This is a genomic window from Photobacterium sp. AWH4_225, from assembly GCF_056158405.1.
On the sequence record NZ_JBSWTF010000004.1, the window covers coordinates 50572 to 76676 of the forward strand.

General features: G+C 44.8%; 22 protein-coding genes. 10 read left to right on the forward strand and 12 right to left on the reverse strand.

Annotated elements, in window-relative coordinates; all coding sequences use genetic code 11:
* Positions 1–47 precede the first annotated feature (47 nt).
* The 3 genes from ACXAD4_RS17620 to ACXAD4_RS17630 all read left to right on the forward strand — a co-directional run bounded on the left by ACXAD4_RS17620 (position 48) and on the right by ACXAD4_RS17630 (position 2179).
* Positions 48–1376, forward strand: coding sequence for a winged helix-turn-helix domain-containing protein (locus ACXAD4_RS17620; protein ID WP_475243083.1), 1329 nt, complete (start codon positions 48–50; stop codon positions 1374–1376).
* Positions 1377–1432: 56 nt separating this feature from the next.
* Positions 1433–1807, forward strand: a complete 375-nt coding sequence (locus tag ACXAD4_RS17625) for a hypothetical protein (protein ID WP_475243085.1) — start codon at positions 1433–1435, stop codon at positions 1805–1807.
* An 84-nt stretch (positions 1808–1891) separates the two neighbouring features.
* The gene (locus tag ACXAD4_RS17630) at positions 1892–2179 is read left to right on the forward strand and encodes a hypothetical protein (protein WP_475243086.1); all 288 of its coding nucleotides are present in this window, start codon (positions 1892–1894) and stop codon (positions 2177–2179) included.
* A gap of 52 nt (positions 2180–2231) precedes the next feature.
* Here the strand turns inward: ACXAD4_RS17630 and ACXAD4_RS17635 are convergent, their stop codons facing one another.
* Positions 2232–2558, reverse strand: coding sequence for a peptidylprolyl isomerase (locus ACXAD4_RS17635; RefSeq protein ID WP_475243087.1), 327 nt, complete (start codon positions 2556–2558; stop codon positions 2232–2234).
* A 184-nt stretch (positions 2559–2742) separates the two neighbouring features.
* A complete protein-coding gene (locus ACXAD4_RS17640) occupies positions 2743–3435 on the reverse strand; it encodes a VC0807 family protein (RefSeq protein WP_317520007.1) in 693 nt (230 codons plus the stop codon).
* A 229-nt stretch (positions 3436–3664) separates the two neighbouring features.
* Here ACXAD4_RS17640 and ACXAD4_RS17645 point away from each other — a divergent pair, with 229 nt between their 5' ends.
* Positions 3665–5209, forward strand: a complete 1545-nt coding sequence (locus tag ACXAD4_RS17645; RefSeq protein ID WP_475243088.1) for a glutamate synthase-related protein — start codon at positions 3665–3667, stop codon at positions 5207–5209.
* 78 nt (positions 5210–5287) lie between these two features.
* Positions 5288–5827 (forward strand): hydrolase, encoded by a 540-nt coding sequence (locus ACXAD4_RS17650; protein ID WP_475243089.1) that lies wholly within the window; start codon positions 5288–5290, stop codon positions 5825–5827.
* Between the two features lie 81 nt (positions 5828–5908).
* On the opposite strand, the gene ACXAD4_RS17655 is transcribed toward ACXAD4_RS17650, so the two are convergent.
* The gene (locus ACXAD4_RS17655; RefSeq protein ID WP_475243090.1) at positions 5909–6670 is read right to left on the reverse strand and encodes a DmsC/YnfH family molybdoenzyme membrane anchor subunit; all 762 of its coding nucleotides are present in this window, start codon (positions 6668–6670) and stop codon (positions 5909–5911) included.
* Between the two features lie 137 nt (positions 6671–6807).
* Positions 6808–8238, reverse strand: coding sequence for an MDR family MFS transporter (locus tag ACXAD4_RS17660; RefSeq protein WP_475243091.1), 1431 nt, complete (start codon positions 8236–8238; stop codon positions 6808–6810).
* Between the two features lie 229 nt (positions 8239–8467).
* On the opposite strand from ACXAD4_RS17660, the gene nagA reads away from it, so the two are divergent.
* Both nagA and ACXAD4_RS17670 read left to right on the forward strand, forming a co-directional pair.
* The gene (gene nagA / locus ACXAD4_RS17665) at positions 8468–9592 is read left to right on the forward strand and encodes an N-acetylglucosamine-6-phosphate deacetylase (RefSeq protein WP_475243092.1); all 1125 of its coding nucleotides are present in this window, start codon (positions 8468–8470) and stop codon (positions 9590–9592) included.
* A 213-nt stretch (positions 9593–9805) separates the two neighbouring features.
* Entirely contained in the window at positions 9806–10693 is an 888-nt protein-coding gene (locus ACXAD4_RS17670) for a LysR family transcriptional regulator (RefSeq protein WP_475243094.1), read from the forward strand.
* 70 nt (positions 10694–10763) lie between these two features.
* Here the strand turns inward: ACXAD4_RS17670 and ACXAD4_RS17675 are convergent, their stop codons facing one another.
* Positions 10764–11066: a hypothetical protein gene (locus ACXAD4_RS17675; RefSeq protein ID WP_475243095.1), complete on the reverse strand. Its 303-nt coding sequence runs from the start codon at positions 11064–11066 to the stop codon at positions 10764–10766.
* A gap of 315 nt (positions 11067–11381) precedes the next feature.
* Between ACXAD4_RS17675 and ltaE the strand changes: the two genes are divergently transcribed.
* Entirely contained in the window at positions 11382–12389 is a 1008-nt protein-coding gene (ltaE, locus tag ACXAD4_RS17680; protein ID WP_475245575.1) for a low-specificity L-threonine aldolase, read from the forward strand.
* Between the two features lie 118 nt (positions 12390–12507).
* Here ltaE and ACXAD4_RS17685 read toward each other — a convergent pair whose 3' ends face one another.
* Positions 12508–13161, reverse strand: coding sequence for a hypothetical protein (locus tag ACXAD4_RS17685; protein ID WP_475243096.1), 654 nt, complete (start codon positions 13159–13161; stop codon positions 12508–12510).
* Positions 13162–13356: 195 nt separating this feature from the next.
* A complete protein-coding gene (gene nhaD / locus ACXAD4_RS17690) occupies positions 13357–14745 on the reverse strand; it encodes a sodium:proton antiporter NhaD (protein ID WP_475245576.1) in 1389 nt (462 codons plus the stop codon).
* A 304-nt stretch (positions 14746–15049) separates the two neighbouring features.
* On the opposite strand from nhaD, the gene ACXAD4_RS17695 reads away from it, so the two are divergent.
* Both ACXAD4_RS17695 and ACXAD4_RS17700 read left to right on the forward strand, forming a co-directional pair.
* Positions 15050–15568 (forward strand): hypothetical protein, encoded by a 519-nt coding sequence (locus ACXAD4_RS17695; protein ID WP_475243097.1) that lies wholly within the window; start codon positions 15050–15052, stop codon positions 15566–15568.
* A gap of 161 nt (positions 15569–15729) precedes the next feature.
* On the forward strand, positions 15730–16944 hold the full coding sequence (locus ACXAD4_RS17700; protein WP_475243098.1) for a serine hydrolase: 1215 nt from the start codon (positions 15730–15732) through the stop codon (positions 16942–16944).
* 67 nt (positions 16945–17011) lie between these two features.
* Here ACXAD4_RS17700 and ACXAD4_RS17705 read toward each other — a convergent pair whose 3' ends face one another.
* The 5 genes from ACXAD4_RS17705 to fdhF all read right to left on the reverse strand — a co-directional run bounded on the left by ACXAD4_RS17705 (position 17012) and on the right by fdhF (position 26043).
* Positions 17012–17134 carry a hypothetical protein gene (locus ACXAD4_RS17705; RefSeq protein ID WP_475243099.1) on the reverse strand — a complete coding sequence of 41 codons (123 nt, stop codon included), beginning with the start codon at positions 17132–17134 and terminating at the stop codon, positions 17012–17014.
* 154 nt (positions 17135–17288) lie between these two features.
* Positions 17289–19001: an HTH-type transcriptional regulator SgrR gene (sgrR, locus tag ACXAD4_RS17710; RefSeq protein ID WP_475243101.1), complete on the reverse strand. Its 1713-nt coding sequence runs from the start codon at positions 18999–19001 to the stop codon at positions 17289–17291.
* 241 nt (positions 19002–19242) lie between these two features.
* Positions 19243–19611 (reverse strand): NADH:ubiquinone oxidoreductase, encoded by a 369-nt coding sequence (locus ACXAD4_RS17715; protein WP_475243103.1) that lies wholly within the window; start codon positions 19609–19611, stop codon positions 19243–19245.
* Positions 19612–20061: 450 nt separating this feature from the next.
* Positions 20062–21510 carry a formate transporter FocA gene (focA, locus tag ACXAD4_RS17720; RefSeq protein WP_475243105.1) on the reverse strand — a complete coding sequence of 483 codons (1449 nt, stop codon included), beginning with the start codon at positions 21508–21510 and terminating at the stop codon, positions 20062–20064.
* Positions 21511–21888: 378 nt separating this feature from the next.
* Positions 21889–26043 carry a formate dehydrogenase subunit alpha gene (fdhF, locus tag ACXAD4_RS17725; protein ID WP_475243106.1) on the reverse strand — a complete coding sequence of 1385 codons (4155 nt, stop codon included), beginning with the start codon at positions 26041–26043 and terminating at the stop codon, positions 21889–21891.
* Positions 26044–26105 lie beyond the last annotated feature (62 nt).

A 26105-nucleotide genomic window follows, 5' to 3' on the forward strand; every position in this document is an offset into this window, starting at 1 on the left:
TTTTAAGATCTCTTTCATTTCGACAACTATGACACTGAGTGCACTTCATGTCTGAGAAAGTTAAGGCTACGGCTCACATAGCACAAATTTCAGAGAATTATTTCTTTGATTGCGAAAAAAAAACGCTATTCACAACAGTTGGTAGTATTTCTCTAAATAGAGCAGAAAAAGGTGTTCTATACAAACTGATTACTGAAGCACCTAATATGGTCAGCAAAGAAGAATTACTCTCTGCGGGCTGGGCAAGAAAAGAGGTGGCTGAGACATCCCTTTTTCAGACCATTCGGACTTTGCGAATTAAACTCAAAGAAGAAGAAGTTGGTCAAGTCATTGAATTAGTTCCTCGCTTAGGTTATCAAATAAAAATCCAGCGATTTGTGTCAAATGAAGAGTTCTGCAACATTACAGATATTCCAAAGCCAGTTCGAAAGAAGTCGTATTTATATAACAAGCCTTATCTGTTCGCGGGATTAATCATTGCCGCCTTTGGCGTATTGGCTAGTTTGCTCTATACGAACTGGCCAACTGAATATAAGTACAAGCTGATAAACGACAACAAAAACAACACCATTGTCTTTTTGTCAATGAAACAAGATGACTTTGATTACTTGCTGCAAACCAGTGAACTTTTTTTCAAGCCAACCAATCTCAACAATAAGCTAATGTTCATACACAAACTTGATGACGAGTTTTCTGTTGCCATTTGCACTAAAACACCAAATGGCTGTGATATTGATACAGCACACGCGATTAGTTTCAAACACTCTGAGCTCAGTACATTATGGGAGCTACTTGATAAATACCTCCCACAGGTACCACCATTGGCCGCTATGAATGTACTAAAGGATAATACCACCATGCATTCTGGTGTTAAGTCCTATAATATTTTCCTTGAAGATGGTGACTTTACAACGAACCTTTCACATCACTTCGTTAATCAAGTTGACGATTCCACTTGGCTATTTACCTCTATTAATTACCGTCCGAATAGCGATCAAAGTGAATATATTGCAGCCTCTTTCCGTGGTGGCCGCTCTATCATGGAAACTGAGAGCAAAGTGCCTTTCCTCATCACAGTAACCAATTACCCAGAGTATTTTTATTGGGTACTAAGCCCAGCAGATAAGGCTAAGCTCGGTATAAAACCACCCGGCCCGCTAGAGACAATGACAAATGATTTCTATGTCGATGTGGAGCAATACATCAGCTACCTACTTTACCGTCAGCCTCACCTTCAGTTGTGGCTATCTGAAGGCTATGGATTCCATTGGTTTATCAAGGAAGGAAGTAATGACAATGTATTCAATCGGTTCATCCGCGGGGAAAAATGCTCTGAGTTGGCAATAGCATTTGAAAACAAGCCAGCCTGCCCCTGAGCACCATCTTTGCAAGTTGGGTATATAATTATCAGGTCATTCTGAGAGGAGGTTGTATGATAAGCGATATTAATGTGCTATTTCTTCTCGGACTTTTATCAATGCACTCACAGGCTAACAGCCAGCTCGAAAAAGCAGCCGATGAAATCTGCCTCTGCCTTGAGGCGCCCTACCAACAGGCTGAAAAATCCCTACATCAACTTAATGGTGCACAAGTATCTAATGATCTAGCCAAAGTGACAAGGTCACAAGATGAGATGATGGCCACCATCAACGCATCCACATTATGCATGGAGTCTTTCCGTCAACTATATCCAGATATTGCTAAAGATGCCGCACTGCACGATAAGACATTAAGACTACTTGATACCAAATGCCCCAACCCTTTATCTGCACAATCGGCACCTTCTCCCAGTGAGAATAGTGAGTAACAACACTATTGCAGCGAACGTGAAATGTAAATATTATGTTAACAAGACTACAGGTAGTCAGTGTTTCAAGGAAGGGGGAAGCTAATGCAATTAAAACAAGGTATATATCTTTTTTTCTACCATCTGAGGGCTTTCTTTGAACTGACATTCAAGCCTTTATTCGGCCTCATCACCGTAGGATTGATCCTCTCTGCGATCTTAATCCAATCGCCAGCGACAAAAGTTGAGGGAAGCTTGGTGTTAGCTGGCTGCATTATATCGGCTCTTTGGATCACTCTCGTTCGGTATTACTATTCGGCTATTTTAAGATGGTCAGATACTCGTAAAAGTAAAGCTGCAGTCATTGAGTTTCCTCGCCAGTCAGATAACTGAAAAGCTACAAAAAAAGGCGCACGATGCGCCTTTTTTCATACAGAACACTGGACTAAACAGTGTAAAGCACCTTGATAATGTGCCAACCAAATTTAGTCTTTACGACTTCTGGGATCACTCCTCGAAGCTCAGGTGACTTCAATTTAAGTGCTTCACTGGTGCTGATCGCTTTATTCGAAAAAACCGCTTTATCGAACTGCGGCACCATCTGGCCTTTACGGAATTCGCCCAGATCTCCGCCTTTCTTACCTGATGGACACGTTGAGTGCTTCTTCGCTAGAGCCTGGAATTTAGCACCTTTCTTCAATTGCTGAAGAATATCCTCAGCCAATTCTTTGTGTTTCACCAAGATATGTAGAGCATGTGCTGTGCGAGCCATGGAGTACCTCATCATTCAATGCTGCTATCGCAGCACGCTAAATCTATCTTGCCCTTACGTACAACAATATAAGTAAAAGCGTTTGGCCTGAACTATACACGTCTCTAGCTTTACAACCAACTTGGGATTTATTCAGGTACAAAAAAGCCAGCACATGTGCTGGCTTTCTATCCAAAACTGACTGCTATTCTTGTTCAGTCTTTAGAATTTCTGCAGTTTCAAGCTGCGTCATCTGACGTATCTGACGCCACATATAGAAGAAAATGCCCATCATCATCAGCATTGATGGAATAGCAATCGCCGGATAGCTTACTAAGGTCAAACGCCCCAACTCTTCATTGAAGGCCTGAGTACCTGCAGGGCTTGTAACAATCATCTTAGCCAACACGTAGTTCATCACAGATGAAAAAACGAAGGTTCCTGCAAACAAGTAGTTTGAAGTCAGTAAACGGCGGTCAAAGTCACTCTTTCGGCCGAACTCATGAAGCTTTTGGTTGATAAGAGGAAGGTTCAATACCGTTTCGTTAAACAGCATCTTGCTAACAACTGGGTATTTAGTGAATGTCGAAGCAAATACACCGATACCGATAAGGCCTGGGATCAACGCCTCTTTCACTGCTAACCATTTCGGATCAAGTTGCAAAAGACCGATACCGCCAGTCAGCAAAACACTGACAAAACCTAGCAACGAGATAAAGTTAAACTTTTTGTACTTAATCAGCTCATAACCACCCAGTACAACCGGAAAAGCCAAAGCAACTAATAGTGCGCCAACAGAGCCAAGGTATTCATCACCACTGAGCTTCATTAGTACAACTGAAGGCACGATGACATTAAAAATCAAATCGTTAAAAGGACTAGCTTTCTTTTCCGTCATAATATTTTACAAAGTTCTCTAAACGTAAACATCTGCATTGTTCCGTGAAATGCGTCAACTGTAAAGTAGCTGACCGTTACAAAAGATTAAATCCCCTTTTCGATTTAGGCAAAACTCTTGTGTATTTCCAATAGATAGAACACTTTCTGTACCATTGCCAATTATGCAAATATGCCTATCGTCTCCCATACTTTGAGCATCCTTGTGCCTATATTTGTTGGAGCGTTAGATGAGTAAGCCCGTGGTTGCTAATATCAAGCCGAGCAAAGTTAACCTGGAAAAAGGTCAAACCTATTACTTCTGTACCTGTGGACGTTCTTCAAAGCAGCCTTTCTGTGATGGTTCTCATCAAACCACTGATTTTAAGCCTATGAGCTTCAAAGCGGAGAAAGATGGTGATGCTTTTCTTTGTGCTTGCAAGCATACTGGAAACGCCCCTTTTTGCGATGGAACCCACCAGCAATTCGATGATACTAACATTGGCCAAGAAGGCCCCGGTGTAACAGCCAGTGCTAACGACCTACCAACTGCCAAAGCAACCAAAGAAGAGCCCACCGTCGAATACATTCATCAACTAGCCCGTGATGGATTGAGCAATCTTGGTCATCATGGTGCGATGACAGCCATGGGGGTACCCAGATATAAGCTGCCTGATTGGGATGATATTCAGATCATGGTGGCACAAATGGCCAGTAAACCACTGATGGAAGATGCCAAGGTGGGCACAGAGCTGGTCATTGGTCCCAAAGCAAAAAAACCACTGGTATTGAACATGCCACTTTTCGTGTCGGACATGAGTTTCGGCGCACTGTCAGAAGAAGCCAAAACGGCTCTGGCAATGGGGGCTGAGAAAGTTGGCACTGGGATTTGCTCCGGCGAAGGTGGCATGCTCGCAGAGGAGCAGCAAGCCAACAGCCGGTATTTCTATGAGCTTGCCAGCGCTATGTTCGGTTATCACGAAGGCTTGTTGAAGAAAGTCCAAGCCTTTCACTTCAAAGGCGGACAGGGTGCAAAAACCGGCACAGGCGGTCACCTCCCTGCAATTAAAAATACCGGTAAAATAGCCAAGACTCGATGCCTAGAAGAAGGGACAGATGCAATCTCCCCGCCTACATTTAAAGATCTCAAAACTCCCCGTGACTTTGCAGCCTTTGCTGAAAATGTCAGAGTGATTACTGGTGGGATCCCTATCGGGTTTAAGCTCAGTGCAAACCATATTGAACGAGATATGGGATTTGCTCTGGAAGCAGGTGCAGACTACATCATTCTTGATGGTCGTGGAGGAGGCACCGGCGCCGCACCTGAAATTTTCCGCGATCATATCAGTGTGCCTACCATTCCAGCTTTAGCTCGTGCTCGATATTTCCTCGACAAGCAAGGCATGACTGGGGAGGTAACACTCATCATTACAGGTGGTTTGCGTACACCGACAGATTTTGTCAAAGCCTTGGCCCTTGGCGCTGATGGCATTGCTCTTGCGAATAGTGCCATGCAGGCAATAGGCTGTGTAGGCGCGCGGATCTGTAATACCAATAACTGCCCCGCCGGTATTGCCACTCAGAACCCAGAGCTTCGTAAAAAGCTCGATCCCAACATTGCCGCTACCAAGCTTGCTAACTTCTTAACTGCATCAACGGAGTTAATGCAAGTAATGGCCAGAGCCTGCGGCCATCATCATCTCAACCAGTTCAACCAAGATGATTTAGCCACTTGGAATAGTGAGATGGCGCAGCTTGCAGGTATCGAATATTCCGGCTTTAAGCAACGTGAATAGGAGTTTTGCGAAGGTGACATTTTCAATCTCGTAAAAATTCCTATATGGTAAAAGCTTAACTAATGAGTGGATATTCATATGCTTACAACAAACGATACAGCACTTGTGATAGTTGATGTCCAGGGTAAACTGGCTCAAATTATGGATAACAAAGAAACGCTTTTCAAAAGTTTGGAAACCGTTGTCAAAGGCGCCAAGATTTTGGATATCCCGATTATCTGGGTTGAACAAATTCCACATAAGCTAGGACCAACGATTCCACAGATTTCAGATCATCTCCATGATCACACCCCAATTGCAAAAAATAGCTTTAGTTGTTATCGCGAACCTAAATTTGTCGAAGCATTAGCAGCATCAGGCTGTAAGAACGTTGTTGTTGTCGGTATCGAAGCCCATATTTGTGTTTACCAAACGGTTCGCCAACTACTTGAAGCAGATTATCATGTCGAGGTTGTTGCCGACGCTGTATCGACACGCAACCCAACGAATAAACAGGTCGCACTACAGAAGATGCAACAATTTGGTGCGTCTTTGACGACTGCTGAAATGCTGATTTTCGAACTTCAGGAAGTTGCCGAAGGTGAGCGATTTAGGGAAATTCTCAGCGTTGTGAAATAGCTACTTAGCTTATAAACACAAAAACCGCGATGCCAGTGTAAATAATGACATCGCGATTTTCTTTTTTTGGTTCTTAGAGGGCTAATAACCAACCCCTGCAAAGTATGACGAGAAACTAATCAAAGCCAACGCAAAAGTCATAACACTCATAACAGGCTTGCTCTTTGTAACAATAGGCATGTACCAAACACCCACGGCTGCCAGTACTAAACCTAGGCTCACCACTTGAGCTACGAAAGGCATAATTGCCCCACCCGCTTCAATTTGACTCGATAGTTCCCCTAGCTGCGGCAACCCTGTCAGCAAGCAAATCATCGCGATAGCTGCGCCGGCAAGGGGGAAAACCCGATCAAACTCAACAACTTTGTGCTTCGCCCTGATAAGGCTGGCATGGGCGAGTAGCGTCCCCCCACATAGTGTTGTTGCCAAAAAGTGCGAGGCGACAAGCCATAGCTCACTGCGCGCCATCAAACCATTGAGCAAATAGCCAATACCTACAACAACGGCTATGGCCAAACAGCATTTACGAAACAACTCTGAGCCTACCAAGGCTTTTTCAGCAAACCAACACATCAAAGCAGAAGCAAAAAATGTGATAGCTAGAAGTGCTTCAAAACCAAGGCTGTAACCATCAGCAGGGTTCGCAAGCATCAAATTAAGCTCGCGCAGCAAGAGTGCACAAAATAGCATGAGCCATAAAACAGGCATGGTTCGATGAAGTCTATCTGCTTGACCGAAACACAGCTTGCCCGAAAACAGCGCTATACCTAGAACAATAAATGCACCAATTGCCAATTGGGTTAACACACTAGAAAGAATTAATGGCCACTCAAACCATGCCATGACTCACCTCGTCGCCACACTATGTGACGATATTTAAAACATAAGGCGGCGTATTGTGCCTGACAGCAATAATTTGTCCACAAAAAAGCCCTGTTAGCAGGCTAGCAGGGCTATCAAATCGATCTAAATGGATGGGATTAGTCTAGGTTCTTTGGCTTAGATGACCGTTCGGGCTTATATGATCGCTTTGGCTTAGCGACATCATTAGACAGCGGCTGAGCTTTCAAACATACCATCGCCACCACCAAAGAAACCAAAGCAACAACTACCAAACCACCATAGGTCATAGTAAAGCCTTGGCCCAGGGCGATTGAATCAAATTGGGCAAGGCCATCCGTGCTTCCTTCACCAACAAGCACAGGTACTTTGATATGAAATAGCGCGGCACAAAATGCAACACCAATCGCACCACCGAATTCACGGCCATAACCAAACATAGAAAGCCCTATCCCCCGATCCTGAGGAGGGAGTACATTCTGCACCACAACATTCAAGCTCGGCAATGTCAGTCCCAAGCCCAATCCGGCAAATGCCAATGCAACCGTCATCAATAAACCTTGATAGAGGAGAAAAACCGCAGCAACGGACATCGCAAAACCCAAAACCACCAGGGATTTATAGAAGCCTGTTTTGGCTATTCGCTTACCACCTAAGTATGCCCCACTGGTAATGCTCATCATAAACACCATCATGATAAGACCACTTGCTGACGCCGTCATGCCATGCTGCCATTGCATTTGCAGTGGTAAGTACACCAATACCGCAAACATCAGAAGCTGCGAACACATGATGAGCAACACACTGATAAGATATCCGGGAAGGTTAAACAAACGTGCAGGAAGAATAGGATCGGATACCCGCTTCTCTACGACCATGAACATTATCATGACAACAACTGTTGCAATAATTAAGCTAATTTGGCTGATCGCAATATCCGGTGACATCAACAACAGCAACAATGTGGTAATGGTCATCAACAAACCGGCACCCGCCCAGTCAAAGCGGCTATCCCGCCCTTTGCTCAAATGCTTGAGATTAGTATTAATCATCCACAAGGCCACAGCACCAAGAGGTAGATTAATCCAGAAAACCCAGCGCCAACTGAGATGTTCGGCGAAGTATCCGCCCAACAGTGGCCCTGCAATACTCGACGCAGCATACACTGCTGAGATATAGCCCTGATACTTCCCGACTTCACGAGCAGGAATACAGTCTGCAATAACCGTGAAAGCCAGCGCAATCAGGCCACCACCGCCAATGCCTTGTAATACCCTCGCCGCCACCAAGGTTGGCAGGTCTTGGGAAATCGCGCAGGCAACCGAGCCCAACAAGAACAATGCCACGCTGATATTGAGCATCTTGACCCTGCCAAAAATATCACTCAACTTCCCATAAACGGGCAATACCGCCGTTGCTGCCAACAAATAGGCCGTGACTACCCAAGTCAGGGCTTGTCCGGCTCCTAGCTCTTCACCAATAATTGGTAGTGGTGTTGTAACAATACTTTTCTCTAATGAACCCAGCGCAATAACCAATGCAACGCTGGCAAAAATCGTTTTAGGCGACATATGCTCTCCTATGAATGCGCCACAAGGATAAATCAAACATTTGATTACGAAAACAGAAGATTATGGAGCATATGCTCTCATTAATAGCTCGAAGGGCATTGACAAACACCACCCATTGCTCTAACTTATTTTTTAAATAAAAATAAGTTAGAGCAATCTTACACAGATTTGCTTATTCGCCAGGTTACGCATTCACTTATTCTATACCGCTTCAAGAGTTGGGACGCCTATGTACGCTATCACAAATATTAATGTTTTTAACGGCCAAGATATCCTTGAGAACCAAGCAATTATTGTAAATGGCGATACCATTGAGGCCATCGTTCCAATGGACAATGCTAACTTACCGGAAACGGTGCATGATGGTCAGAACCTGACTGCAACCGCTGGTTTTATTGACCTGCAACTCAATGGCTGCGGTGGCGTAATGCTAAATGTCGATATTTCAAAGCAAACTCTAGATACAATGAATGAAACCAACATTCAGAGTGGTACCACGCAATACCTACCAACGCTGATCACCAGCAAACATGAGACAATGTGCAAAGCTGTAGAGCTGGTTGCGGGCATAGAGAACCACCAAAATGAAGGCATCATCGGTTTACACCTTGAAGGCCCATTTATTAGCAAAGAAAAAAAAGGCGCTCATGACGAAAGCCACATTCGTATCCTGGATGAGTTGACTGCACACTACTTAGCTGATCATGCCAAGCATATCTCCGTTGTTACTCTTGCTCCGGAAAACACGTCTCAGGAAGTTATCGATATACTCAATAATGCGGGTATCACTGTTTCACTGGGTCACACCAATGCCGACTACCACCAGCTAACTGCCAAGAATAACCTCAAAATGGCTACGCATTTGTATAATGCCATGACGCCTCTTGGCTCCCGTGAGCCTGGCACTGTTGGCTATATTTTCGATAAAAAACCCCATGCCGGTATTATTGTCGATGGCATTCACTCTTCGTATGCTTCCGTTCGGATTGCCCACCAGCAACTCGGTGAAAAACTGTTTATGGTTACCGACGCAGTGGCTCCCGCTGGTACTGACATGACGGAATATGACATGGCTGGGACCACCGCCTATGTCACTGACGGAATGTGTCATTACGCCGATGGAACCATTGCAGGCGCAGCTATCACAATGATTGAAGGGATTAAAAACCTCATTCAGCATGTAGGGCTAAGTCGTGAAGAAGCCCTTCGTATGGCTAGCTTATACCCTGCAAAAGCCGCGGGTATTGATGACCAGTATGGCCAGCTATCACCTGGCTATAAAGCCAACATCACGTTGCTAAACGATCACAATGAGGTTTGCGCTGTCTACCAGATGGGTACCAAACGCCTGTAATTGGAACTCGATGCCTTTAATACAGGTACAATGGCTCTAACCCTGACCTCATGGTTGAATTAACGCTACAGAGCTAAAGCTAGATTATTAGCCTAGTTTCAAAGCCCTTTCTAAGCACGTCAAGCAGATACCTGTCTGGGTATCTGCTTGACGTGATTGATATTCAAATGATACTAATCAACTAACTTAATCTTTATCAGTTCATTATCTGCCATGCTAAATACACAATGGCTACATACTTTTATTACCTTGGTTGAAGTCGGCCACTTCACACAAACTGCAGAAAAACTCTTCATGACCCAACCCGGTGTCAGCCAGCACATCAAAAAGCTCGAAGAACAAGCCGGTACACCACTTATCAAGCGTATAGGTAAACGATTTGAACTCACACCTGCGGGTCAACAGCTTTACCAGTATGGTCTGAAACGACAAGAAGATGAAAAACAATTGCTGGGACAATTACTGGCAGATGATCCTTTAAGTGGAGAATGCTACGTGGCTTGTTCGGGCTCGCTAGCGATGTTTCTCTACCCCCACTTCCTTAATCACCAACAAAACCACCCTGCTATCAGTATTCATTTAGAATCAGCACCAAACCATAGGATCATAGAAGGGATCAAGAGTAGCCAATTTGATATCGGGATCATCACTCATTCATTGGATGACCCGTATTTTGAACAATCTAAAATAGGACAAGAAGCGCTCTGCGTCGTAGTGCCTGCCAACTATCCAGACGAGAAGTTAGACAAAGAATCACTCTACTCGTTTGGGTTCATTAATCATCCTGATGGAAAGCACTATCTCCAGCAGGTACATATGGCAAATTACAGTAACAGTCATTTTGACTTTAACAAGATTACAAAATCAGGTTATATCAATCAGCTCAATCAAATCCTGCTACCGGTTTCAAAAGGGCTAGGCTTTACTGTGTTGCCAGAAAAAGCAGTTAGTCAGTTTAGTTACCAAGATAAAATCAAAACGCTCCCTCTAGCCAACACTGTTAAGCAAGAGCTGTATTTACTCAGGAAACAACACCGCCCTCTCCCTAAACGCTATCAGCATATTATTGAGACTATTACCCTGCTACTGAGTCAGGATTAAACTCCAAAAAAAATCCTGCTTACAAAGCAGGATCAAAAGAAAAGTCGTCACGCCTAATGTAGAGAAGTCGCTATAGATCACGCATCAGAATTTCATATTCTTCCTCTGCAAGTTCTATCAACTTGGCGAGTTCTCGTGCGTCAGCACTCGTCAAAGGCAAGTGCCATTGCACATCATCCTTTTGCTGCTGACTTTTGCAAACAAGTTCCGTTTTTTTACCTTCCGAATAGAAATAGAGCTGATCAAATTCACCACTCAAATGGCTATTTTGTTCAAGAATATTAACTTCAAGTTCGCCAACCGGACTTACGGTGACATCCGCATGCAATCTTGATTCTCCAGGTAAAATGAAATGCCTATGCTCAGCCAACATATGACAGCCTCCTATCTGACCTACGCCATGAATCTTCGCTCCAGCAAACTTACAACGTAAGGTGCTGAATAACGCTGCAAAGCAACGCCCCCAGTCTCACTTCATCTTAAGTCTAGCTAAACCTGCAGGTAGGAAATGAAAATTCACGAAAGGATAACAATTATTCACTCATTTTCTTGCTCGGTATCAAATTTTCGCTATCCGAGCAAAATCATGGCATAGATTTCTATTCACTTTGTTTTGTTTCTGGCAAAGTGTTATATCCCATTCAAATACGCAATGGGCTAAACAGAATAAACCAAGGAAGTAGCCATGATAGATTTTCGTTCTGATACCGTCACTCGCCCGACACAAGCCATGCGCGATGCAATGGCCAATGCACTGGTTGGTGATGACGTGTATGGTGACGATCCTACCGTTAATGATCTAGAGCAATGGGCAGCAGAGCGTCATGGTTTTGAAAGTGCTCTATTTTGTAGCTCTGGTACACAAGCGAATTTATTATCGCTAATGGCACACTGTGAACGCGGTGATGAATACCTATGCGGCCAGCAGGCTCACAACTATATGTTTGAAGGTGGTGGTGCAGCTGTACTCGGCTCAATACAGCCTCAGCCGATTGAAAACGAAAAGGATGGTACGATTCCTTTTACTAAACTCGCAGCTGCCATTAAGCCGGATGATGCGCACTTCGCGCGTACCCGCCTTCTGAGCCTTGAGAATACCATTAATGGCAAGGTACTGCCTTTGTCATATATGGCTGAAGCAAGGGAGTTTGTAAACCAGCATAACCTCAAGCTGCACTTGGATGGCGCTCGGGTGTATAACGCGGCAGTCGCTCTTGGGGTCGATATTAAAGAAATCAGCCAGTACTTTGACTCTATGACAGTTTGCCTGTCCAAAGGACTAGGTGCACCCATTGGTTCTCTGGTGCTCGGCGACAAAGCCTTTATTTCACGAGTCCGACGCTGGCGAAAAGTGTTAGGTGGCGGCATGCGTCAGGCAGGCATCTTGGCCGCTTCTGCTAAAATCGCATTGACTGAGCACGTCGCTCGTTTGGCTGATGATCATGCCAACGCGAAAACACTAGCTGAAGGCCTCAATCGTGTTCCTGGCTTTAAGGTGAATACCGATGTTGTCCAAACCAACATTGTGTTTGCCAAGGTCGACGCGGCTATCGACCAACAGGCACTGGCTGCAAAACTCAAAGAAAAGGACATCATTATCACCCCTGGAAATCCAATGCGTCTTGTCACCCACATTGATATTTCTGGTGACGATATTGATACTTTCCTGAAAGAGCTGGATATTGCCCTAGCTTAATTAGAAGAGCTTCCAGGTGTCACTTTCCAAAAATCTAAAGGCGCTTAATGTTAATACCATTAAGCGCCTTTAATCTTCATACCCCATTAATAAAGCAATGTTTACATGGGACGTATTGCTAGAATCGATAGCCAAGGCTGACAGAAGAGATGCCGTGCTCTACCTTGATATCACCATCATCCATTCTGGTTGGGGCAACTAATCTCAGTCCCAGCTCCCACTTCTTGTAGTTAACAACCGTTCCTAAATGGGAATTAAAACCAAAGCCAGATGAGTCAAACTTAATTTGACTATTATCCGCATTTTTTAATTTCCCATCAGCATTGAGGTAATGAACACCTGCACCAAGCTCTATCCGCCAACTTTTACACGTTGAGCAGAGCTTACGATCGCCCCATTGGTAAAACAGCACCGGCGTAAAACCTACTGAATACCCCTTATAATCCCCGCCAGTAAACTGGTCATCATCATCGACATCATAATCCAGATCAAAATAACTTGCTGATAACTCTGTGTGATAACCCCAGCGGGTCGTTTCAGAGAAAAAATACGGCGATTGTATAAGGGAGATAACGGGTGTGACCGAATTTGATGAGTTAAACGGAATGTCTTTAAACTCTCCGTCCTTGGATATATCGACATTACCTGTGCTTTTTGCGACACCTAATTTTACGCTAGGCACCCTAAATAAGGTTTCCAAGTCCATTGCATGGGCAAAAGATCCCGAACAAAGCGTCAACGCGCCAACTACATAACATCCATATTTCTTCATGCGCCATTCCTATGACTACTACAGCTTTATAATATAGTTAAGCACGACAATTACCCAAAAAAAAGCCCAGCATTTGCTGGGCTTACATTTCATTATTCTTTAGTGATGTTCTACACATTTTCTAATTACTAACTTTTGCTTCCTCGTGCATTATTTAATCAACTCCGTTTTGTGAGCAAAATTAAGCCAGTACTTTTAGAACAAATGATTGTTTATTAACAAGTGACAGATAATGCTTGCCACATACCCTAGAGCAATAACGGGCATCCATTTCAAATGTCCAAAGAACGTATATTTACCATGCGCAGCCCCCATCAAGGCGACACCGGCTGCAGAACCTATCGACAGTAAGCTACCACCAACACCGGCAGTCAAAGTAACCAGTAGCCAGTTACCCAGAGACAGTTCCGGCTGCATCGTCAGCACGGCAAACATCACGGGAATATTATCGACAATCGCGGACAATATCCCGACCATCACATTGGCCCAGACGGGATTCCACTGAGAGTACATAACCTCAGAAACCAAACCGAGGTAGCCTAATAAACTCAAGCCACCCACGCACATCACGACACCATAGAAAAACAGTAAGGTATCCCACTCGGCATGGGAAACCCGTTTAAAAACATCAAACGGCACCACTGAGCCAATGCGCTTCAAAGCCTCTTCATCGTTGTTCGCTATCGCCAGTGCCGTTTTCTTCTCTAGCGAGCGTGGTAGGGTTTTCCGCAGGTAGAAACCAAAGAATTGCAAGTAAGCCAAGCCCATCATCATGCCAATCACCGGAGGGAAATGGACCCAGGCATGGAAACTAACAGCCGTTGCAATTGTCATGATGAACAGGAACACAATACGTCTTGCCCCACGCTTCAGTTCTACATACTCACTGGTCGTATTTGGTCGCGTCTTAGGCACAAAGAACGACATAATCAGTGCAGGGATCAGGTAATTGACTAAGGATGGAATAAACAGGTCAAGGAACTGAGTAAATGTCACCAATCCTGCCTGCCATACCATCAAGGTCGTAATATCACCAAAGGGGCTAAAGGCCCCACCGGCATTAGCCGCTACAACAATATTAATACAGGCAATATTGATAAATCGAAGGTTACTACCCCCGACTTTCATTACTACTGCGCACATCAACAGTGCAGTTGTCAGGTTATCGGCGATGGGTGAAATAACGAAAGACAAGAAACCAGTCAGCCAAAATAAGCTTCTGAAGTTAAAACCTTTACTGACCATCCAAGCCTGTAATGAATCAAACAAACGCCGCTCTTCCATCGCACTGATATATGTCATTGCGACCAGCAAGAACAGCAATAACTCAGCATATTCCAACAGGTTGTGCTCTAATGCCGATTGTGCCAGTTCAATTTGCCCTTGCTGCTGATAAACAAAACCTATCATCAGCCAAATAATGCCGGCGGCTAATAGCACCGGCTTCGATTTTCTCAATTGAAGGTACTCTTCCCCCATCACTAGGCAATAGGCAAGACCAAAAATAATCAATGAGGCATAACCCACGGTAGACTGGGTTAGATCAGTGCCCGTTACCGCAGCAAAAGCACTGCTAGATGTCATTAGGGCTACTGCAACACCCCCAATTAACATACTTCCTCGTAACCATTTCATTCGCGACTCAACTCCCTGAGTGATTAATCTAGCGATAGTCTACACATTCATTGAAGACATTTACGTGAACCAATCCAATATGTTAGCAAATATTACAACAGACAATTAACATCAAACAAACATGCGTGAGTTGAGTCAGCTTTCAGTATTATTTTGCTTGCTACCCATTACACTTCCCTGCCACCAGTAGTCCATTACGTCATTTTTACTAAAGTAGTAGTGATAACTTGGACGAAAAATAGGACGCAATAATATGGCTGACCTTAAGAACGACGACCTTGAAAATAACAACCTTGAGAAGAATCACAGCATTGATGGTTGGTTAAAAAAAGTCAGCAAATTAGATCTGAATTTGAATAAAGGCATTCAGCCAGCAATCCAGCTACTCAATGACGCACCACACGTCATGTTTGGTCCCGTCAATACCGCCAGTCAAAACGAAGCTATTGCATATTGGATTGAGCTCTGCCAGCGATTGGAACACTTCTACCAACAATCTGGTGATAGCGAACTTGCTTTTCGATACAAACAGTTTTGTTACAGTAAAATGCAAACACTAGCGATTGCACCTGAGCAAGATGAAGCAGTTAAGCGTTGGTGTATTAAGAAACTCGAGTTAAAGATCATCAGCATGCTGGAATTCTGTCAGCAACAAGCCAAATCATCATGGCAAGAAGAAAGTCAGCACCTAATCAATGACCATGTGTATTTTATGCAGTCAATAAACCACCAAAACTTATCTTTGGGTTCAGTGATCAGAGCTTCTCACTGAGCTTTTACACTCTAATGTGTTGGTGTAACACAGAATTACGAGAGTCTCAGTGATGAGACTTTACTTAAAAACCTCGTATGGCATGAATCAAAATAGTTCTTATCTGTAGATTTTTACTATGCTGAAAAGTGCAACGATGCAGTATAAACGGGGTTTATCCAATGACACTTCCTTCCATAGCGAAAGCTTGCCGCAGACTGGCATTGAGTGCCTTTTCATTAGCTATCGCCTCTCACAGCTATGCCGATTATCTTCCCTCTCCACCTGAAGTTGCCGCCCAGTCCTGGATATTGATGAGTTACGATACCGGCCAGGTTATCGCAGGCGAAAACATCAATGCACCCCACGCCCCTGCCAGTTTGGTTAAGATCATGACCAGTTATGTGGTTGGTCAAGAAATTCAATCGGGTCATATTGCTGCAAATGATATGGTTGTTGTCAGTGAAAATGCATGGGGCAAGAAATTTCCCGGCTCATCAAAAATGTTTCTCAATGTAGGCGATCAGGTCACCGTTGATGATCTCAATCGTGGCGTCATTATCTCATCAGGTAATGATGCAACTGTAGCTCTCGCCGAACATGTGGCTGGTCATCAATCTGCATTCATTGAAATGATGAACAAGTACGCGGAAAAAGTAGGTATGCAGGACACCTACTTCACTAACCCGCATGGGCTTGATTCTGACGATCAGCAAACTACTGCCTATGATATGGCACTACTAACTAAAGCATTAATTGCTGATTTGCCCGACATGTACCCAATCTTCAAAGAAAAATCTTTTACGTTTGGCAAAATTAAGCAAGGTAATCGTAATGCCCTTCTTTGGGATACCACGATTAATGTTGATGGCGTAAAAACCGGTTACACCAAGCAAGCGGGATATAGCCTGGTCTCTTCAGCAGAGCAAAATGGTCAGCGGTTGATTGCAGTGGTACTCGGCACAAAAAGTGCCAACGTCCGACGCACTGAAAGCAAGAAGCTATTAACCTGGGGGTTCCGCTTCTATCAAGATATAGAACCAAACTTCAGCCAAAATGAACTCATACCTCTACGTGTTTGGTACGGTAGTCCGTCAACGGTAGATGTAGAAGTTGCATCGGGTGGCAAGGTTACCATTCCTCGTAGACAGAGAAAGAATGTGGAATACAGCATCCACTACGACAACCTTGAAGCCCCCATTACTGCAGGCCAGGAAGTCGGTAAAGTCGTTTGGTACATACAAGATGAAGTCATCGCCGAGCAACCCCTATTGTCGAAAGAAGCGGTTGAAGAAGCACCATGGTACAAATCGATGTTTGATGTCGTTTGGCGTCCAATAAATCAATGGTTTAGTGACCAAAATGAAGCTTTAAAAGCCTCGGTTAATCAAACCTAGAAAATTGATTTAAGCGGCGATTAAACAGAGAACAGACACCGGCCTGTTCTCTGTTTGCTAATTAGGCTTACTCGTATTCATCGTCTAGATCTTCAGACTCAAACCAGTCGTCAAATTCTATCTCATCCTGATTCTCGTCCCATACTTCGTTATCGTGAAGCTCAATATCATTCGGATCAAACTCAAACATTGTGACTCTCCATGCTAGTAATAACGATACCGTGCCACTTCATTGCTGGAGCAGAAGTAACAAGGTATGGCTATTTTGTAATCAGTGCGGATGTCAGAACTATGAATGAAAAGTGTTAGATATATGAAGATTCAATTGGATGAAAAGCACCGCACTAAAAGGTACTTTCCTCATGGTCAGGTTTCATCCAGACTGACTTGAAATCAAACCAGCCCATTGAATTAGACTGCATGCCCTGCACTGCTCCAGTGTCGTCAACACCCAACCAGTTATGGAACAGTGGCATGACTTGACCAAACTCGACGAGTTTGGCACCGAGATCTTGGCAGGGTGAAGGTTGATCAGGATTAGCCCGCCACTTCATGACTTCCTGCTCGAGAAGATGGAACTCCTCTTTCGGCATGGCTCTGGCAATATGATCAAAGTTAAAAAACCAAGATAGTAGAGCGTCGTCTCGGTAGTTCATCAGGCTCATTCCACCCAACCAAAAATCAATTTTCTGGCTATGTTTCCCCAGCGCTATCTCTGTAGTCGTTAGCTCAAGCATACGTAATTTGATACCGTCCTCAGCCAGAATGTCTTGTATGGCTTTGGCGACATGAGGATAAACAGGGTGCTGACATGCAAAAGCAATCGTCACGATACGCTTAGAAGGCGGAGACTGAACCGGCTCAGAATGCAGAGGAACATGTGTCCACCCCGGCAAGATCCCATAAGCATTCGTCAGCCGGAAATCGCCGATTTGATCTTTATTCAACCGCTGTAACAGCTGCAGTGCCGTCAAACGCCCTTTTAAGTATTTTAACCACTCAGGATCGGCCGGTAGTCCACTGTTACGGTTAAATAAAAGGAAGTTGCACCCTTCATCGAGTTTCAATCGAGTGGATACACTTACGCCACCTAGCTGGCTGGCATCAGTGGCAGGTTGCAGATAACACGACGCCACTTCAGACAGCATCCAAATATCGACCACGTCAATCAGTGCCCTAAAGCCAAAATACTGATCAGACGCTTCCAGCTTGAATCGCTTACTGTCATTCTGGATCACTTTATAAGGGCCAGTACCAATCGGGAACAACACATTTGGGTTATTCATATCGGCATCAGCAGGCTGAATCATGGCAATTAAATTAGTAAGCAGATCTGGAAAGCGGTGATCATCTTCAGCTAAGTAGAAATCAATGGTATGGGTGAATGGCGCTTGGATATCTTTAATATGATTAAACAACCGATGCTGCTTAACCTGATTGAAAGTCGCGATAATATCGTCGCTGCTTAATATACGACCGTCATGGAAACGGATTGATGGTCTGATATAAAACCGCCAATGACGGGGGGTTAGTGCCTCCCAATGATGGGCTAAATCGCCTTCTACTTCCTCTTTTTCCTCGTTTATTCTTGTAAGACCATTAAAGACCTGGCGCACCAAATGCTGCTCAGAACGACGCAGCGGTTGCAGCGGATTAAGATTACTGAAGGCACGGTAGTATGGCAGCCGCACAATCTGCTTACCATGTGCAGTGGTATGGCCCAACTGCTCCTGAATGATCTGGGCAAGTTTGTCAGCATTGTGCTCCAAAGCCTCTAGCGCAGGTTCAAGCTTTCCTTCTGCCACCAACTTTCTTGCATGCATGAGCTGCAATTCATTGTCGGTACTACAAAAGGTCAACCTTGATTGCTTACCTCGACCAACAGCGGGTTCCCAATCAATCCACCCCTTGTCGACCATCTTATTGATGACCATACGTACGTTTCGGCGAGTACAAAACAGGACTTCAGCAATATCCTGAAGGTTGGTATCAGCATCTTGACCCGAGAAGTGATTGTATAGACGTTGGAATTGGACTTTTAGACGTTGACCACTCATAAAAGAGGAACCTATTTTTATTGTTTCTTCTGTTTTAGGCTTCCTATTTTAGCGTAAAAATATCTTTGTACCCAACAGGTACATGGCGGCATAGAGCAAGTTATTTTTTCTACTCTGTAGCCCCCCCCAAGAATAGCTCCTGAGTGACTCTATGCCGCCGATCTTATACCCAAAGTCCAGGGGCGCTAAAACGCAGGCACAAAAAAACGGGCCAGAGGCCCGTCTTTTCTTAATATGTTGTTTAAGCGGTTTTTGCTGTCAACGTTACAGCTGTGCGTGACATCTGGAACTCTCGCCATTTGGCGTACATATATGTCACTACGATAGAGAAGAACAAGTACGATAGTGAGAATACAAATGGCGAATTAATTAAGTTCGACTCTAGTCCCCACATCACGCCAGCAATGGTTACGCCAATTTTTGCCATCAGCCCCATTAGAAGCATCAGCAACGCAAGTTGTGGATATCGAGTTGAACAGCGAAAAGCTAACCAGTAGCCCGCGCCGACAGCCACCGAGGCAACTCCAAAACCGACTAGAAAGGAGTGAAAATGCTCACCAGATAGAACACCAGCAACGGCAGACAACAAAAAAATCAAACCGAACTTCATAGACACCTCTTTGAGAAAGTTAGAATTGCGTCCTTTCAATGTGCTTTAAGCTAATACGAGCATTTTCCCACTTTCCGATCAAAATGCATACACCCTGACGCTCTGTAGCACACGGCATTTCGCCCCAACTTTCATTAATTTACATTTTGTAACACCCTAAATATCTACCGTATATAAGTTTACCACTCATTTATTAAAAATGTGTAACCACTCCTCAAAAGTGTAAGAAATAGTGTCAACAGGCCAAATTTCATTGGTTACATCTACCTTACGGCTCTACTTTAGTGAAATCTTAGAGTTCAATTTCACTAATTAAACAACTTGCAGCATTAAATATGGAATTTTATCTTTCAGTTATGTGACACTTCGTTTTGTGACGGAGATAAAAAAACACCCAGTAAAACTGGGTGTTTTTAACAATCACAAATTTCACACATCTAGTGTATAGATTTATGCGATCTCAAGCTTTTTCACTTCAGTCAATGCGACGTCGTGGTATACCTTGCGCAATTCTGCCATTAGGCCATCGCGTGTAATCACCCCGACAAATTGACCATCTTGCAGCACTGGTAGAACACGGGGCTTGCTGGCTTTCAACGCCTTTACGCGCTGCTCTAGTGATAAAGACGTCGCACTAGTTGCGATCCCCATGTCAGAGCTTGGGTAAAGCATGTCTTTATCAATGCACAAGTACTCGACCAAATCGACCAGACGATCATTGATATCTACAGCAACTACATCGCTGCTCATCAAATCGACTACTTTGGTTTCTTTGGCTGGTTGATAATCCTTGTACCAGAGCTCTTTCATGACATCGAACATTGATAAGAATCCAATCAGACGGCCATTGACATCACATACAGGAGCTCCTGATAACTGTTGTTCTGTCATTAAATCTACGGCTTTCGGCACCGATAGATCAGCGGATAATGTAAGTGGATGTGAATCGACTAAGTCCTTTACTGTTACATGTGAGAGCATGTCCACCTCCTTGGCAGTCGAGAGTTCTACACTTTGGGAAATTGATGTCACGTTGGTCGCTTTAAGTTGCGGACGACGGAAAATACACCAATTAGCAAGCCCGACCAATACTGCCCCACCTACAATGTTGCCAAGCGTAACAGGTATCAGGTTTGCAAATAGAAAGTTGTTGATATTCAGGTCACTGTACTGTTGTGGGGTGCTACCGACCATTTGCCAGAATTGATCCGGTGCGAAGTTTTGAATCACAATACCAAGCGGTACCATAAACATGTTGGCTACGGAGTGTTCAAAGCCACTTGAGACAAACATGGAAACGGGCAATATCATCAACACAGCTTTGGTTAATGCATTTGCTGAACTAAACGTCATCCAAATAGCTAAACAAACCAGTAAGTTACACAGCACACCCAAAGTGAATGCCTGAATAGGCGTATGATGAAGCTTGTGCTGGGCAATGTTAAGGGCATTAAGCCCCCACTGACCATGGTTCAATAGAAACAGACCACCACCAGTGATGAGCATAAGCATGAACATGGCTCCGAAAAAGTTTCCGATATAAACCTTGCCCCAAAGCGATAACATTTTCTTTAATGTGATCTGTCGGTTTGCCCATGAAATACTGGAAAGTACCGAGCTTGTGAATAATTCACCACCACAAAGCACTATGAGAATCAGCCCCATACTGAAAACCATACCACCGACTAAGCGGCTCAGACCCCATCCAGCAGACGCACTCCCTGTTGTTACAGTGATATAAAATACAAATGCCAACCCGATAAATGCGCCAGCCATCATCGCTAATCCCAGCGTCATGCTGCTGGTCTTCTTTGCTTTGCTCAGCGCAAACTTCTCCGCTTCCGCCATCATTTCCATTGGCGAGAACAGTTGATTATTGCTGGTATCTCCGTAACTCATGCTTACCCCAAATGTTACGCATCTTTATCCAAAAAAAGTCACCATCGGATAGAGCTGTAAGCTCTATCTGTCAGGTCAAAGAGTGAATAAATACGTGAATAAGAAAAACTGATAGCATTATAATGCCAAACAAATTTTTCTTATATTAAAATTTTGCAATGTATGATTACAATTTCGCGGGTAGTAGCAATGATTTGAAATATTTATAAAAGATCTCTTATTGCAAGAGAAGGATGTAGTGAATCAACATATCCGATAAGAATATGATACTCCTCTCACATGCATTTTTTGTGATATGTATCACCTTTTAGTTTTCACAAGCAAAAAAAAGCACCCACAAAAATGAGTGCTTTTCAATTATGCTATGTGGTAAATGTCTTACTCAACAGGCTCTAACGCTTTCTCAACCCTTACCGCTGCGACCTTGAACTCAGGGATCTTAGCGTATGGGTCTGTGGCTGTAACCGTCAGTTTATTTGCCGCCGATTCCGCAAAGTGGAATGGCACAAATACAACATTTGGCTGAATTCGCTTAGTGACAAATGCCGGTGCATTAATCGAACCACGTCGGGTAGATAGAGTCAGCATTTCGCCGTTTGACACCCCTAACCGCTCAGCATCAAATACAGAGATCATCACTCTTGGGCCTGCAAGATTATCCAAGCCTTTGGTTTTACGTGTCATGGTTCCGGTATGGAACTGCTCCAACAAACGACCCGTTGAAAGCACCATAGGATATTCGTCATCCGGAAGCTCAGCGGCATACAAGAAAGGTATGGCAGCCATTTCTGCTTTCTCACCACGGACGAATTTCTCTTGATGCATGACACGAGTACCAGGATGATTTTCATCACGGCACGGCCACTGCAAGCCATCTTTACCTACACGGTCCCAAGTTATACCTGCATATTGCGGGGTTAGCGCATTTATCTCGGCAGTAATGTCCTCAACCGACTGGTATGCCCAATCACTGCCCATGGCATTAGCGATATTCTGAATGATCTGCCAATCTTCCATTGCCGAGCCCGGCGCATGAACAGCAGGATTCAAGCGCTGAACTCGACGTTCAGTATTGGTAAAGTGGCCAGCCTTTTCAGCAAATGAGTAGGCAGGAAGCACGACATCCGCCAACTGAGCGGTCTCAGTCATGAAAATATCCTGCACTACCAAGAAATCGAGCTTATCAATCGCTTCCAGTACGTGTTTCTGGTCTGGATCACTCAATACTGGGTTCTCACCCATTACGTACAAGCCGCGCACTTCCTTCTTACAGGCCGCATCGATAATCTCAGTCAGGGTCAAACCAAGCTCAGCTGATAAGTCTGGGCGATCCCATGCTTTAGCAAACTTAGCGTGGGCTTCTTTGTTAGTGACCTTCTGGTAACCAGGGAAATCCCAAGGCAGCGCACCCATGTCACAAGCACCCTGAACATTCGATTGACCACGAAGCGGATTGATACCACCACCTTCAATACCAATGTTGCCGCACAATAGCTGCAGGTTGGCAATTGAACGTACGTTATCATGACCCGTCGTATGCTGGGTAATACCCATTGAATAGTAAATCGCCGTACGTTTGGCCGTACCAATCGCCTCAGCTAGCTTGAGCAAATCAGCTTGTTTAACACCGGTAACCAGTTCAACTTTATCCGGCGCGTAAGCATCACTCATCACCTCTGCTTTGAGGTTCTCATAGCCCTCAACGCGCTGTTCGATATAGCTTTGATCTTGCCAACCGTTCTTGATAATTTGCTGCATGATACCGTTTAGCAGCATCACGTCAGTACCCGGGCGATGCGCGACGTATAGCTCTGAGTGATCTGCAATATCGACTTTTTTCGGATCGGCAACAACCAAACGTGCTGTACCCTTGCGAAGTGCCTGTTTAATATGCGAGGCGATGATCGGGTGAGCTGAAGTCGTATCCGAACCGATAATAAAGATCAGATCAGAATGGGCAATACTCGGAATATCGTTGGTCATTGCCCCACTACCCAGCGAAGCCTCTAGGCCAGTCACCGTTGTGGAGTGACACAAACGCGCACAGTGGTCGACGTTATTGGTGCCAAATTCACGGCGAATAAACTTCTGGAAGGCGAAGTTATCTTCGTTAGTGGTTTTCGCTGATGAGAAACCAGCCAATGCATTACCGCCCGACTCTTTCTTGATTGAAGAGAATTTATCAGCAATCAATGAAATCGCTTCATCCCAGCTTGCAGGTTGTAGTTCACCGTCTTTGCGGATCAACGGCTGGCTTAGACGCTCTTCACTTTGGATAAAGTCAAAACCAAAGCGACCTTTGACACAAAGCATACCTTGGTTAACTGGCGAGTCTTTTGCACCCTGAACATATCGGATCTTGTCAGTCAGCTCATCTACATACATCGTGACCTTACAACCCACCCCACAGTATGTACAAATGGTGTCTACCGGCTTAAGCATTTCGATACGGCCCTGTGACTTATCACGGGCATCGGTCAATGCGCCAGTCGGACAGACCTGCACACAAGCTCCACACTGAACACAGTTTGAGTCGCCCATGCTGTAGCCGTTCTCAAAGCCCGGACGGCACTCTGGACGCTTGGCGCTATTGCCGTCAGCATCTTTCATGAAGCCCAGCACACCGTGAACAGCTTTGTTGTTACAGGTATCGACACACTGGCCACAACTGATACAGCGGTTGGCATCGAAGACAATAAATTCAGAGCTGTCATCTACGGCAAACTTCTGGCAGCTGGACATATCCAGTTCATCTTTGTCGACCTCATATTCAGTCGCAAAGTCACGAAGCTTACAGTCGGTATTGGCCTGACAGCCACACTCCAGGCAGCGTGCTGCTTCACGCATCGCTTCTTCGTTCACAAAGCCTGTTTCAACTTCAGCGAAATTCAACTCACGTTGCTCGCTGGTCAATTCTGGCATGATCGAACGCATGGCCTTCTGGATCCCTTCAAACTGCTTAGGATCCACGTCTTTTACCTTGGCCGCCTTCTGCGAGTTGTATGGTTTAACGGGAATATGCTCCATGTCGCCATTGAAGAAACGGTCAATCGCCTCGGCCGCAACACGTCCATCCGCAACAGCTTCAATTGCCGTCGCAGGGCCACGGCGGAAGTCACCAATACTGAAGATGTTTTCCACACCAGAGTGCATGGTGCTGTCGTTTGACTCAAGGGTTAACCAGCGAGTAACCGGTAATTCAATGGTGTCATTATCAAGAAACGACAGATCCGGCTTTTGCGATACCGCAGAAATCACTGTATCGAAATGCTCGACAAAATACTCGCCCGTAGCTTCCGGACGGCGGCGGCCTGAAGCATCCGGCTCGCCCAATGCCATTTTCTCAAGCTTAATTTCTGTGACTCGGCCATTGCTATCAGCAATGTTTTCAACCGGGTTGGTCAGGAAGTGGAACTTCACACCTTCATGCTCAGCTTCAACAATTTCGTAGTCTTCTGCTGGCATTTCATCACGGGTACGACGGTAAATGAGTGTGGTATCCGCACCAGCACGTACCGCGGTACGCGCACAGTCAATCGCAGTATTACCACCACCAATAACCGCTACTTTCTTACCTGTGGTGTAGTTTTGCGTTGTGACATAATCTTTCAGGTAATCGACACCTAGGTAGCAACCGTCTTGATCACTACCCGGGTAGTTCATTTCAACCGCTTGGGATGCACCTACAGCCAAACAAACAGCGTCATACTGTGTAGTAAGCTCAGACAACAAGAAGTCTTTACCTAGTTTGGTGTTAGTTTCTACCTTCATACCATTTCGGCAAATAAGCTCAATTTCTTTATCAAGAATCGCTTTTGGTAGGCGGTACTCGGGAATACCATAACGCAGCCAACCACCCGCTTTTGGCATCGATTCAAAAACTGTGACGTTGTAACCCTCATTACTGAGGTAATAACCACAACTCAAGCCACCCGGTCCACTACCGATAATGGCGACGTTCTTACCCTTATCCGCTTTGCGCGGTGGTATGTACTGCTCTTGCGCTTCCAGATCAATATCGGCAGCGTGACGTTTCAGTTGGCGGATTGCGATAGGCTCGTCGACAATACCGCGACGACATTCAGTCTCACAGAATGCAGGACAAACACGACCGATAGACAGCGGCATCGGCAAGGTGCGCTTGATCACCTCGACGGCTTTCTGATGGTCGTTTTGGGAAATATGGTACAGGTAGGACTGAATATCTACACCAGCAGGACATGCGGTTTGGCAAGGTGCCTCACAGTCTGCATAGTGATCTGACATAATACGGTTAAGTGATTGGCGGCGGCGCTCAGATAGTACTTCGCTCTGCGTCGTGATCACCATATCAGGTGTCGCAGTCACTTCACATGCACGCTGAATACCTTGGCCTTCAATATCTACCACACACAAATCGCATGGTACTTTTTCACCGTTTTTGTTTAGCCCACACAGAGATGGGATTTCAATCTCGAACTGTTGAGCGAGCTCAAGAATTGACAATTGACCGTCAGTAGCCAGAACCTGACCGTCTATCGTGACATTGCTCATAGTTGCCTCTTTCTGTTGCTGGCACTGTGCCTTTATTATGAGTTTCATAGGCTCTTTAAATA

Bases quoted from the DNA above. Each gene is read 5' to 3' on its own strand.
- ACXAD4_RS17670 (WP_475243094.1), top strand. From the start codon at position 9,806: ATGCTAAATACACAATGGCTACATACTTTTATTACCTTGGTTGAAGTC.
- ACXAD4_RS17675 (WP_475243095.1), bottom strand. From the start codon at position 11,066: ATGTTGGCTGAGCATAGGCATTTCATTTTACCTGGAGAATCAAGATTG.
- focA (WP_475243105.1), bottom strand. From the start codon at position 21,510: ATGAGTTACGGAGATACCAGCAATAATCAACTGTTCTCGCCAATGGAA.
- ACXAD4_RS17705 (WP_475243099.1), bottom strand. From the start codon at position 17,134: ATGTTTGAGTTTGATCCGAATGATATTGAGCTTCACGATAACGAAGTA.
- fdhF (WP_475243106.1), bottom strand. From the start codon at position 26,043: ATGAGCAATGTCACGATAGACGGTCAGGTTCTGGCTACTGACGGTCAA.
- ACXAD4_RS17655 (WP_475243090.1), bottom strand. From the start codon at position 6,670: ATGGCATGGTTTGAGTGGCCATTAATTCTTTCTAGTGTGTTAACCCAA.
- ACXAD4_RS17620 (WP_475243083.1), top strand. From the start codon at position 48: ATGTCTGAGAAAGTTAAGGCTACGGCTCACATAGCACAAATTTCAGAG.
- ACXAD4_RS17640 (WP_317520007.1), bottom strand. From the start codon at position 3,435: ATGACGGAAAAGAAAGCTAGTCCTTTTAACGATTTGATTTTTAATGTC.
- ACXAD4_RS17695 (WP_475243097.1), top strand. From the start codon at position 15,050: ATGGCTGACCTTAAGAACGACGACCTTGAAAATAACAACCTTGAGAAG.
- sgrR (WP_475243101.1), bottom strand. From the start codon at position 19,001: ATGAGTGGTCAACGTCTAAAAGTCCAATTCCAACGTCTATACAATCAC.
- nhaD (WP_475245576.1), bottom strand. From the start codon at position 14,745: ATGACATCTAGCAGTGCTTTTGCTGCGGTAACGGGCACTGATCTAACC.
- ACXAD4_RS17645 (WP_475243088.1), top strand. From the start codon at position 3,665: ATGAGTAAGCCCGTGGTTGCTAATATCAAGCCGAGCAAAGTTAACCTG.
- ACXAD4_RS17635 (WP_475243087.1), bottom strand. From the start codon at position 2,558: ATGGCTCGCACAGCACATGCTCTACATATCTTGGTGAAACACAAAGAA.
- ACXAD4_RS17650 (WP_475243089.1), top strand. From the start codon at position 5,288: ATGCTTACAACAAACGATACAGCACTTGTGATAGTTGATGTCCAGGGT.
- ACXAD4_RS17660 (WP_475243091.1), bottom strand. From the start codon at position 8,238: ATGTCGCCTAAAACGATTTTTGCCAGCGTTGCATTGGTTATTGCGCTG.
- ACXAD4_RS17630 (WP_475243086.1), top strand. From the start codon at position 1,892: ATGCAATTAAAACAAGGTATATATCTTTTTTTCTACCATCTGAGGGCT.
- ACXAD4_RS17700 (WP_475243098.1), top strand. From the start codon at position 15,730: ATGACACTTCCTTCCATAGCGAAAGCTTGCCGCAGACTGGCATTGAGT.
- ACXAD4_RS17715 (WP_475243103.1), bottom strand. From the start codon at position 19,611: ATGAAGTTCGGTTTGATTTTTTTGTTGTCTGCCGTTGCTGGTGTTCTA.
- ACXAD4_RS17685 (WP_475243096.1), bottom strand. From the start codon at position 13,161: ATGAAGAAATATGGATGTTATGTAGTTGGCGCGTTGACGCTTTGTTCG.
- nagA (WP_475243092.1), top strand. From the start codon at position 8,468: ATGTACGCTATCACAAATATTAATGTTTTTAACGGCCAAGATATCCTT.
- ACXAD4_RS17625 (WP_475243085.1), top strand. From the start codon at position 1,433: ATGATAAGCGATATTAATGTGCTATTTCTTCTCGGACTTTTATCAATG.